Annotated in this window: 15 protein-coding genes and 1 other RNA gene; 11 read left to right on the plus strand and 5 right to left on the minus strand. The window is 35.2% G+C overall.

The window, feature by feature from the left end; all coding sequences use genetic code 11:
• The first annotated feature begins 64 nt into the window (after positions 1-64).
• Positions 65-742 carry an ankyrin repeat domain-containing protein gene (locus WC707_04875; GenBank protein MFA6066483.1) on the plus strand — a complete coding sequence of 226 codons (678 nt, stop codon included), beginning with the start codon at positions 65-67 and terminating at the stop codon, positions 740-742.
• An 89-nt stretch (positions 743-831) separates the two neighbouring features.
• Positions 832-1,146, plus strand: coding sequence for a hypothetical protein (locus WC707_04880; protein ID MFA6066484.1), 315 nt, complete (start codon positions 832-834; stop codon positions 1,144-1,146).
• A 4-nt stretch (positions 1,147-1,150) separates the two neighbouring features.
• On the opposite strand, the gene WC707_04885 is transcribed toward WC707_04880, so the two are convergent.
• The 3 genes from WC707_04885 to WC707_04895 all read right to left on the minus strand — a co-directional run bounded on the left by WC707_04885 (position 1,151) and on the right by WC707_04895 (position 2,937).
• A complete protein-coding gene (locus WC707_04885) occupies positions 1,151-1,840 on the minus strand; it encodes a hypothetical protein (GenBank protein MFA6066485.1) in 690 nt (229 codons plus the stop codon).
• Between the two features lie 22 nt (positions 1,841-1,862).
• Positions 1,863-2,654 carry a hypothetical protein gene (locus WC707_04890; GenBank protein MFA6066486.1) on the minus strand — a complete coding sequence of 264 codons (792 nt, stop codon included), beginning with the start codon at positions 2,652-2,654 and terminating at the stop codon, positions 1,863-1,865.
• 73 nt (positions 2,655-2,727) lie between these two features.
• A complete protein-coding gene (locus tag WC707_04895; protein MFA6066487.1) occupies positions 2,728-2,937 on the minus strand; it encodes a hypothetical protein in 210 nt (69 codons plus the stop codon).
• Between the two features lie 119 nt (positions 2,938-3,056).
• On the opposite strand from WC707_04895, the gene ssrA reads away from it, so the two are divergent.
• The 7 genes from ssrA to pth all read left to right on the plus strand — a co-directional run bounded on the left by ssrA (position 3,057) and on the right by pth (position 7,595).
• Positions 3,057-3,479, plus strand: a transfer-messenger RNA (tmRNA) gene (ssrA, locus tag WC707_04900).
• Between the two features lie 182 nt (positions 3,480-3,661).
• The gene (locus WC707_04905) at positions 3,662-4,099 is read left to right on the plus strand and encodes a hypothetical protein (GenBank protein ID MFA6066488.1); all 438 of its coding nucleotides are present in this window, start codon (positions 3,662-3,664) and stop codon (positions 4,097-4,099) included.
• 75 nt (positions 4,100-4,174) lie between these two features.
• On the plus strand, positions 4,175-4,915 hold the full coding sequence (locus tag WC707_04910) for an ABC transporter ATP-binding protein (protein ID MFA6066489.1): 741 nt from the start codon (positions 4,175-4,177) through the stop codon (positions 4,913-4,915).
• 15 nt (positions 4,916-4,930) lie between these two features.
• Positions 4,931-5,716, plus strand: a complete 786-nt coding sequence (locus tag WC707_04915) for an ABC transporter permease (protein MFA6066490.1) — start codon at positions 4,931-4,933, stop codon at positions 5,714-5,716.
• Positions 5,717-5,799: 83 nt separating this feature from the next.
• Positions 5,800-6,384 (plus strand): hypothetical protein, encoded by a 585-nt coding sequence (locus WC707_04920; protein ID MFA6066491.1) that lies wholly within the window; start codon positions 5,800-5,802, stop codon positions 6,382-6,384.
• A 90-nt stretch (positions 6,385-6,474) separates the two neighbouring features.
• On the plus strand, positions 6,475-7,074 hold the full coding sequence (locus WC707_04925; protein ID MFA6066492.1) for an OmpH family outer membrane protein: 600 nt from the start codon (positions 6,475-6,477) through the stop codon (positions 7,072-7,074).
• Between the two features lie 8 nt (positions 7,075-7,082).
• On the plus strand, positions 7,083-7,595 hold the full coding sequence (pth, locus tag WC707_04930; protein ID MFA6066493.1) for an aminoacyl-tRNA hydrolase: 513 nt from the start codon (positions 7,083-7,085) through the stop codon (positions 7,593-7,595).
• A gap of 41 nt (positions 7,596-7,636) precedes the next feature.
• On the opposite strand, the gene WC707_04935 is transcribed toward pth, so the two are convergent.
• A complete protein-coding gene (locus tag WC707_04935) occupies positions 7,637-7,885 on the minus strand; it encodes a hypothetical protein (GenBank protein ID MFA6066494.1) in 249 nt (82 codons plus the stop codon).
• Positions 7,886-8,093: 208 nt separating this feature from the next.
• Between WC707_04935 and WC707_04940 the strand changes: the two genes are divergently transcribed.
• Both WC707_04940 and WC707_04945 read left to right on the plus strand, forming a co-directional pair.
• Positions 8,094-8,516 carry a hypothetical protein gene (locus tag WC707_04940; GenBank protein ID MFA6066495.1) on the plus strand — a complete coding sequence of 141 codons (423 nt, stop codon included), beginning with the start codon at positions 8,094-8,096 and terminating at the stop codon, positions 8,514-8,516.
• Positions 8,517-8,651: 135 nt separating this feature from the next.
• A complete protein-coding gene (locus WC707_04945; protein ID MFA6066496.1) occupies positions 8,652-9,305 on the plus strand; it encodes a hypothetical protein in 654 nt (217 codons plus the stop codon).
• 3 nt (positions 9,306-9,308) lie between these two features.
• Here the strand turns inward: WC707_04945 and WC707_04950 are convergent, their stop codons facing one another.
• Positions 9,309-10,079 carry a hypothetical protein gene (locus WC707_04950; GenBank protein ID MFA6066497.1) on the minus strand — a complete coding sequence of 257 codons (771 nt, stop codon included), beginning with the start codon at positions 10,077-10,079 and terminating at the stop codon, positions 9,309-9,311.
• Positions 10,080-10,251 lie beyond the last annotated feature (172 nt).

A 10,251-nucleotide genomic window follows, 5' to 3' on the forward strand; every position in this document is an offset into this window, starting at 1 on the left:
TGTCGATGCTAGACTATTTTTGTATTAAAAATCACATAACAAGACGATGTAGGATTCAGCACTCATGCTCAATAAAAAACACCTATCGTATATTATTACTTCGACTTTTCTAATGCTAATTCTTGTTGCTTTTGGCATACATAGACATATGCACAAACAAAACGCTTCTTTGAAAAGTAAAGAAATATTTACACCTCAGCAATTTAGCCAGAAAGATATCAACTATTATCACACGAATTTTGGCATAAAGCCTTTAGATCTAGCTCTTATCACTGCGGTGAGCGAAAACAATCAAGATCGCGTAAAACAAGTGCTTGCCGATGGCGCAAACGTCAACGTAAACGTAGATTATGACCCACCCCACCAAGGCTATACGCCATTGGCAGTTGCCATAAAAAATAATTTTCTAGCTATGGCAGAGCTCTTAATCGATGCCGGTGCCGATGTAAATGCAGTAATAGATACCTATGGTATTTCTGATGTAAAACAGTATGCTGGTACCCATAATGTGCGTAACAATCCGCTTCTTTCTTATGCAATTATTCTCAATAAGCCCGAGATGGTACAGTTATTACTGCAACACGGTGCTGATGTTAATAAACAAGACCCTGTTTTTACGTGGTGCACCCCCCTAGCAATCGCTTATTTCAATGATCGAAAAGAAATAGCGCACATGCTCATCAACGCCGGTGCAAAAAAAATAAGCGTGCTAACATACCTAAAAATTAAGTATGCATGGTGATTAGATACGCTATTTCGCTCATGGATGTACCTAAATTAAAATGATATATTCTACAAATTATTTATTATTTTTTTAACCGAGGAGCAAATATGTTCAAAAAGTTATGCGCAGTTTTTGTGATAGCATCATCGATGTTGATGATTCACGCCATGGAAGAAAATCCAGACAAGAACTGGCAAGTAACATACAATGCGGCGAAACAACAGTATATCGGCGTGCAGGAGCGATATCCTGAAGAGCACGGCGCTTTTAAATTTTATACTATTTATGCCTCTTATGAAAACGGCCGACATGATGGCTGGGATTGCAATGATAATGCCGATGGTAATTTTAGAGCATTTGGACAAAAGGCAAGTCAACACTACTATCAGTTATTTAAAAAAATCCATGAGCAAAAAAAGTAAATTTTTATAAAAGCTTAAAAATTTCTTCTGAGTTGTCATGACCTTTTATCTTAAATGCGCTCATATCAAGGGTACCTACTGTTTTTGTAGGTACTTTTTGTTGTAACAGTTCTTGCCTTAATTCTTCAACCGGCGCATCATGGCTTTCACAAATTCTGCCGATAGTAATATGTGCGCTAAAGGGGAATTTTTGTTCAATCTTATAAGTGTCTTTAAGGTACCCCGTAATACGCGTTGCTAATTGCGTCAATGTTGCATTATCGCTTGTTTTCAATACGACATTTACATAGTTTTTCTTTTTTAGACCACCACATTCTATTTCAAACTTACCTGGCCAATATTCCAATTGCGCGTTATTAACATTATCAGTAATGCTAATAGTTTTAAACTCTTGAGCAATTTTTTGTAATGAACTTGTTAATTCTGGAAATTTTTTATTAACCATATCAATTGATAACTCCTCTTGGCTAACAAATGCTAATGAAAGATGCGGAGAAAATGCAGTTGCTTCAAACACATAACTACTTGTTTTCTTGCAATTGATCTCCTGAATAAACTTAACAATCCTATTCCGCTTTTCATCTATTATTTCGGTAACCGCGGCGGGAAAAGCGATAAGAATGTACACCCCAGTTTTCGTGATAGATGCGTTGAGTGTTACGATTATGAGAAAAAGTAAATTTTTTTTATACATGACTATCTTTCTTTTTTATAAACTATTTTTCAGAATGAGCAACTGATTGAATAAAACGTGCGTGTGGATCATAATCTACCACTGTTGTACGTGTATAAAGTCGACGATGATTATCTGCAAGAGAGTTGCCAAAAATAGTGCCTTTATTAAAAGAAAATTGCCACTCATTATCACGCACTTTCATAGAAATATATTTGCCAATTTCCTGTTTTTGATAATAGCACCTATATAATCCAGCAACTAATGGAATAGTTTTTAATTCTTTTTCAAACACATCTACATGCGTTGTTGTTGGAACAAACCACCGTGATGCAAAATCGGGCCAAAAATCAACATAATACGGAACCGCTTCATGTTTTTTACAAAAACCAATAAATGTTTGCAAATCTTGGGACGTAATTTTTTCTGAACATCTGATATACATACAACGATGTTTAAGCGCTAAAGCATTATGATAATCGGCTAAATCTGGATGTTTTTGCTGTATTATTTGTAATGCATTTTTAACATTTTGAGCCAATATTTGTCTATGCGTATTCTCTATAATTTTTTCATATTCTACCAGTGGCAATGAATCTACAATGTCATAAGCTGTTGACATATCTTGATCATGTTCTGGTTCTGAAACAGTTTCTGCATAAAAATAGGAATAATTTTTTCCTTCAAGCTTAAGAAACCCTTTTGAATCATGTAATACAGGACAACTTTTTTTAAAAACATCTAATAATTTTTGACGATCATGCACGTCCATGCAATAACTTTGTTGGATAGTTGCGCAAATAAATACACTCACAATATATATATTTTTATTCATGTTCATTAACCCTCTTGTAAACCGTACAACATATAATTCCAAGAGTATGCCACAAGTAAAAAATATAGCTTAATTATTTTTTAAGCTGACTGGCCCAATAAAGAAGCCCAATCGTAATAACGCCATTAAAAAGAATACCCCAAGTCAAATTCATATTCTGGGTCCAGAGAATAGAGAAAAACTTGATCGGCAACATGCCCGCTCTGCTCACCACAATATGCGCTAATGTGTGAAATGCCTCTGCCCCGGCGAAAAACATAATGATATTTTTTTTAGAAAACATATGGATCTCCTACGTTTTACCGTACATTATATAGATATTGACTATTTGCAAGATTTATAATACACTGTTTCTATTATAGAATAATAGATATTTGTTCTTTGAAATAGTATAAAAAGTTTGGGGGCGTACTGGCTTCGACGTGGCGTTGATATCTTAGAGAGCATGCCGAGCTTTGGTTCAGTACTCGTAAATAAAAGAATCAAACAATAAGTGTAAAAACACAAACAGACGTTCCAGCTTATAATTTCGGAGCCGAACTACTTAGCTTTACCCAACAACCGGTGAGCTACGGGTTGCAAGCTCAGTAATTAGCTGATAACACTTGTTAGATCCGGCGTGTCTATCAGCAGGGCTAACACGTATCACTCAGATAGAACTCTTATGCGAGGTTTTTTTGTTCTGTAGCATAACCGTACACAAAACAGGCTCTTTTTCAATTCTTTGTCTTTGAGAGAGGAAAAGAGTAACATCAAAGACTAAGCGTGTAGCGCTATAAGGTTGACATACTGCGGACATGGGTTCGATTCCCATCGCCTCCACCAGTCTTTTATACTATTAAATTCTTGTCTTTTCATACTCTTTTATCGCACGCTAAATACATATTTTATTTCGCGCTACCCTTCGATACATCCCACTTCGCCCTACGGGCTACGTCGGACACTCAGGATGAGCGAAATTATAAAATATTTTTACTTATTAAAGTCTATTTTATAGAGAGTGTGGCATGAAAAATATTTACTTTTTTATAACGTTATTGTCTTGCAACGCAGCCGTTCTAGGCATGGAGTCTAATACTCAAGCACCACGTATACCTCAAAAATTAATTACGGGATTCCAATCAATAAAAGCTGCACCAGAAAATACAAGAAACTGCTGGTCTATTTTTGTATCAGATGCCAACCAAGTAATAAATTCCCCTATCGTAGAAGATCTGGAACTGGGGCTTGCGCAAGAAGTCAACTCCCTGCCCGCAACAAATGCCCTAGCGCAGCTACTACAATTAATGAACAATAATATCATGAATGCCCATATACAAAACGCCAATGCAATAACAACAACTAACCAAACAATCCAAACTGCAATAGCTAAAAATGCGCTTGCAATGGCCGGGCTGGGCCTTGTCAATTTAGGTTTTATATTATACACAGTCTATGGAAAATAATTTTTTAGATAATATTAATTGAATAAAACCCTCTTTTTAGGTTACACTTATTGATATTTAAAAAAGAGGCACATTATGCATGATGTAATATTAGAAATAAAAAATATTTCAAAACGATTTATAGACAAAAAACATATAATAGATGCACTTTCTGATGTGTCTATTTCAATTTTTAGAGGCGAGATACTGGGGCTTTTAGGCGTCAATGGCGCTGGCAAAACCACGCTATCATCGATTATCGCCACGCTGCATCCACCAACATCGGGTGATATTTTGTATAACGGCAGTTCTATTTATACTCATATGTATGAATTTCGCAAAAACCTAGGCTTTTGCCCCCAACGACCTAATTTTGATAGATTATTGTCTGTAAGAGATAATTTGATATTTGCTGGCAGATATTTTTTAATGCCAGAAGACCTCATTCATGAACGCGTAAAACTACTGATGGAACAATTTGAATTAACTCGTTACGCATCATCATCGGCACTTATTCTTTCTGGTGGCTATAAACAACGTCTCATTTTGGCTCGATCAATGATGCATAATCCTACGGTACTCATTCTCGATGAACCAACCGTTGCACTTGATCCTCATATTAGACGGCAGCTGTGGGATATTATTTTAAATCTCAAAAAAATGGGCGTTACTATTATTTTAACAACCCATTATATAGATGAAGCAGAAATATTATCAGACCGAGTTTGTATTTTGGACAAAGGACGCGTTCGTTTAATAGATAAGCCTTCAAACCTTATGTCGACCTATAGTAAAACAAGACTAGAAGATGTTTTTTTACAATTAACACAAGATTAATCTTAGGAAAAATATATGAATTCTTATGACACGTTACATATTTTTAAGTGGTTATTATGGCGGAATATTATTATTTTACGTCAAAATCTTTTAGACAAACTAATTGATGCCTTTGTATGGTCAACTAATTATATTTTGATTAACACCTATGTCATGCCCTATTTTGGACTCAATCCTGAATATGGCTCTTTTATTTGGGTTGGCACCATCGTTACTATGGCTTTTTTTGAATCTATTTATGGCGCCAGTGATTTGGTTAATGATTTTGAAAATGATAAAGTTATCGAATATTCATTAGTTTTACCCATCTCTGCCCCACTCGTTTTCATAAAAACAGCGCTCAGTATTTCGCTTGACGCAGCAGTCTTAAGTATATTTCTTGTACCATTGGGAAAAATTTTATTAATGGACAGACTTGCATTACATAATTTTAGTATTATTAAATTTATTATTATCTTTATGAGCATGAATTTATTTTTTGGCTTCTTTGCATTGTGGATAGCAAGCTGGGCAAAAAATGGAAAAAACTTTTCTTATGTTTATAGACGCGTTGTCAATCCCATTTGGATTTTCGGCGGTTATCAATTTACGTGGCTGGTTTTATACAAAGCGTTTCCGCAATGGGGGCTGCTCTTATTATGCAATCCTCTCACGTATGCGTTTGAAGGCTTGCGCTCGGCAATTTTAGGACCTGTTGGCTATATCAACTTTTGGGCCTGCGTCGGCGCATTGTGGCTATTCACCATTATTTTTGCTTACTGGTCACTCAGATGGATGAAGCAACGCCTCGATTATATTTAAGGGAGATAGGTCGATTTACTTTCTGCGATATTCTTTTATAGTATCAACAATCCGATACATATTATAAACACAGAAGGTAACACATGAAATACATATACATAATGACACTATTACTCAGTTCAGCTCACATGTTTGCTATGCAATTAACCCCCAATGAACAGGCCTGCTTTGAATCATTTTATGAAAACTTTGACAGCCAAATGCACGCCTATCATGCGCTTACAGAAGACGAACAGGCTATTTTTTGCTCCAAAAGCACTTCTTTGCAAGAAGCCGCTCTGCATAAATACGCAACGGAATTTTATCATGCAACTTGCCAAACCAACAAACCATTTGAATATTGCACGCCATTTTTACATAAAACCCTATTAAAAATGCGTGATATCATGGATCATCATGACATTACAAAACCTACAAACTATATCACGGCGTACATGTATGTTTTTTCAGAATTATTACAACCGAATGAAAGATCCGCTTTTTTAAAGGATATTTATGTTTATAATAAATTATATTCACTCAGTATTTTTCACAAATGCGGAATACTTTTAGCGCAAGAACTGATAAAAATAAATCTGATTTCTGATACCGAAATAGACAAACAACAAGCCGCTTACGAATATTATCTCAAAACAACAACCGCGTTCAAAGACCGTTATGGCCATTAAACGTTAGCCAAGTTGACTGTTTTTTGTAATCACGTTACGTTTTAAGAATGTAATATCAGTACATTTTATTATTTATAAAGGTTATTTCTTATGAAAAAAAATATATTATTAGCCAGCTTATTGGTAATGACCAGTGCTCTCTTTGCTGACAAAGAAATAGTTAAACAACAAAAAATTGGCTACATACATATACAAAAACTTATGGATGGACCGCAGGCTCTTCTTGAATGTAAAGAAAGAATTCAAGATCTACAAAATGAACTGCAAGAAAAAGCTGACAAAATTCAGGGCAAAGTTAAAAAAATGCAGCAGTTGGATTCAGAATTAAAAAATAAAGAAAAAAACAAATGGAGCTCAGATCCCGTGCGTGAAGCAAAAGCTGAAGAACTGATGAAGCTACAAAAAGATATCGAAATCAGCGCACAATCACTTGAAAATTATCAAATGCGCATGGTACAAGAAATTCAAAATGATATCTTTGCAAAAATAGAAAAAGTTGTCAGCAGAGTAGCACGCGAAAAAGGATACGACCTCGTTCTTGGGCAAGGCGCACTCTTTGTAAGTAACTCATGTGATATTACTGACGATGTCCGCATAGAACTTGATAAAGAATACAAAGCAGCAAAGGCGGCTGCAAAAGTAGCAGAAAAAAATGCTGCAACAAAAACAGAAACCGAAAAAATCTCATAAAAAACAACATGATAAAAATCATAATTGGCCTGGGTAATCCAGGCCAAAAATATTCTTACACCCGGCACAATATTGGCTTTTTAGTGGTTGACCAACTCGTTGATATGCATAATGGTTCTTGGAAAAGCAAAAACGACGCCGAAATAGCAGAAATAACTATAAACAATAAACCTATTTTGGTGATAAAGCCGCAAACATTTATGAATAATTCTGGTGCAATTATGCCATCACTTCAAAAAAAGGGTATAAAGCCAGAAGAAATATTAGTCGTGCATGATGAACTTGAACTTCCATTTGGCAAAGTTGCCATAAAACAAGGCGGAAGCGCCAAAGGACATAATGGGTTAAAATCTATTATATCGTATATTGGAGATGCTTTTAGTCGTTTAAGGTGCGGGATTGGCAGGCCGGAACAACGTGAAGATGTTGCTGACTATGTTTTGAATAATTTTTTACCCACAGAAGATGTTCAATCTATGATCGTCGACGCCATCAAAAAAATAGACACAGTCTTACAATAAATAAAGAGCGTCGTAAGATAGACGCTCTTTATATTAATTATTTAACGGCAATTGCATTTTTCATCATGATTGATGAGCTTTTCAACAAGCATTGCAATGCTGAGCGCGCCACAAACACCAACAATATATTTGAATGGTGTAACAAGGTGAGCCAAATTTGTTTCTACAAAGTGTAGATGAAAAAGATTATATCCATATGCTTCAAGCCCCCAATTAAGAGCGCCAATAGCGGTGACAAGCCAAACAAGTACACCTATAATGCGAAGTACTGGTGGGTGATGATACATCATAAAATTCTCCTTTAAAAAATAGATTGTATCTTAAAATACACTATACGCATTAATTACCTTATAAATTGTCGATTATGAAGTAAAGAGTTTGCTTTGCAGGTACATAACAGTTAAAATCAACAAGTTTTTCAGTTTGACATTTTTAATAACAAGTAGTACTATAGTTATAGTATTTAAAGTAAATAATATAATTCACTATGGAGTAAAAATGAAAAAGATATTATCAATAGCCCTGACTATAACAGCATTGCCATGGGCTCTTATGGCTGAAAACAGCCGTACGGTAAAAAAGACACCTTTTATAGGTATCTGGGCACCAGCAACATACGCTTCAATGACGACAGGTATATATGCAGGGTCACAGTTGGCTGAATCTATTAAAGGCGCTCACAGCTATTACACAGCACAGCAGGACCTAGCTGGTCTAGCCGATAAAGCACAAAACTTAAAAGATAAAAAATCACCTAAGTACAGTCTCAAAATCGACCGTAATATACGTCAAACCGCACTTTTACAGCGCGTTTCTGCTGCAGCCTTACAATCAGCCAAAAGCACTGCTGTAAGGGGTAATTTATGCCTTGCAGCTGCCATAAGCCTCGGCTCCGCCGCTTATAAGGCTTTTAGATCATAAATATATTAACAAAATCACTGTTACTTATAGATAGGGGGTAAAATAGCCCCCTTTTCTATGTCTAAAAACTGGGCCTAAAATCTGGCTTTCTGCTATAATTCTTTATCTATTTAGCCTACATAACGCGAGAATTTTATGAGAAAAAGATATTATACCGTTTTATTGTTACTGCACGCACATAGCTATTGCATGGTGCCAATTAATAGTTCTGAGGACCTTAAACCATTTTTAGGCCATTTTGTCTGCTTTACAACACATTCTGAGCATATACTTTCGCATAAAGAATATAAAAACGAAAACTCTGCAATGTATGCCAAGTTATTAGAGACAACGCTCACAGGGAATACGGGAAATAGTTTTGTGGTAGATAAATTGCTCAATCTGGAAAACAATCAGAAGAATAGTATCACTTTTATTATAGATTACCGTATTAAAGAATATGCTTTAGGCATGAGGCTTTTAACCTTAAAAGACATTATAACAATAAGAAAAGCTATTCTTAATAAAAAAGCTAATTTTATACGTTGCAAATCTAAATCAATAACAAACGAGCAGTTGCCTATAGATCACGAGCTACTCAAGCTTGGCAATTTAACAAACAATGAAAAAAGAAAATATCTCAATTATAGCCTCGAGTCACTTCATGTGCTTCGCCTGGGCTATAATAGACGCGGCTCTATGTTAGCGCGCCTTCCCAAAGATATGCTTAATTATATCAGCGATCTGGTTATCGATGTAGAGATTACTGATGAAAAAAACCAAACGTTAATACTACCGATAATCAAGTAACTACTACTTATTTTGATTTGATTTTTTCAGATGAGATATAATTTCATCAAAAAAACGCGTTTCCTGAGATCCCAAATAAAATTTATCTTCTGATACATGATTAAAATATAAATGTAAAATTTCGTTTTTAGTAAAATGGGGATTATTAAGACTTGCACAATATATTGCAGCAGCAACCTTTTCCGGGTCCTCTTTTGTCATAATTGCTTTACCAGATTTTATTTTTTGCAACAATTCTTGCAAAGAATTGTCACATGCACAATATAATTTCCCGGTCAATCTTCTACATGGCTCATTAGATTCTTTTGAACATACTTGTTTGCTCATCATCGGATTTTCTAAAAATGTATCAGGAACATTTTTCCAATGATTACTTTCTTGTTGTTTTTCTTCATAAGGAGTTGATTGTTCACCGCGCCCAATTTTAATAACATTACTTATCTCATGAATTACTCTTTCAGGCGTTGCGCGACTACTTCCAAGACTTACATCAGTTATATGAAATGAATCTTCTATTGATGACAATGCGCCACTACCTTGCCACTTATTTGGCGAGATAACAGCAAAGGGCTTTATTCTTGTTCCCTTCTTTATGAGTCTAAGCATATGTCTAACAGCCTTACAGTTATCTCCAAAATTCATTTGATGATAACATTCTTCCGTTAATAAAGAATCTTTTGGTAATTTATCATCGCCAACCCACGGCTCTGAATCTTCCATCGCAAATATCCGCATAACTGACAATGCTACAAAAAGAATTTTATTATTATTCATAATTATCCTTTATATTTTATAATTCTATCTACATCTAGGATTATTGAGCTTGTTTGAGATTGGAACGATAAAAAAGTTGAAAAAGAATTGAAAATGCGCTAAAAAAATCCCCGACAGGAGAAACGAAAAAATCTCAAATCGGGGAGTTTAAATGAAGCATATTATGCTCCAG

Source organism: Candidatus Babeliaceae bacterium (assembly GCA_041660765.1).
Lineage (GTDB): Bacteria > Babelota > Babeliae > Babelales > Babelaceae > JBAZVR01.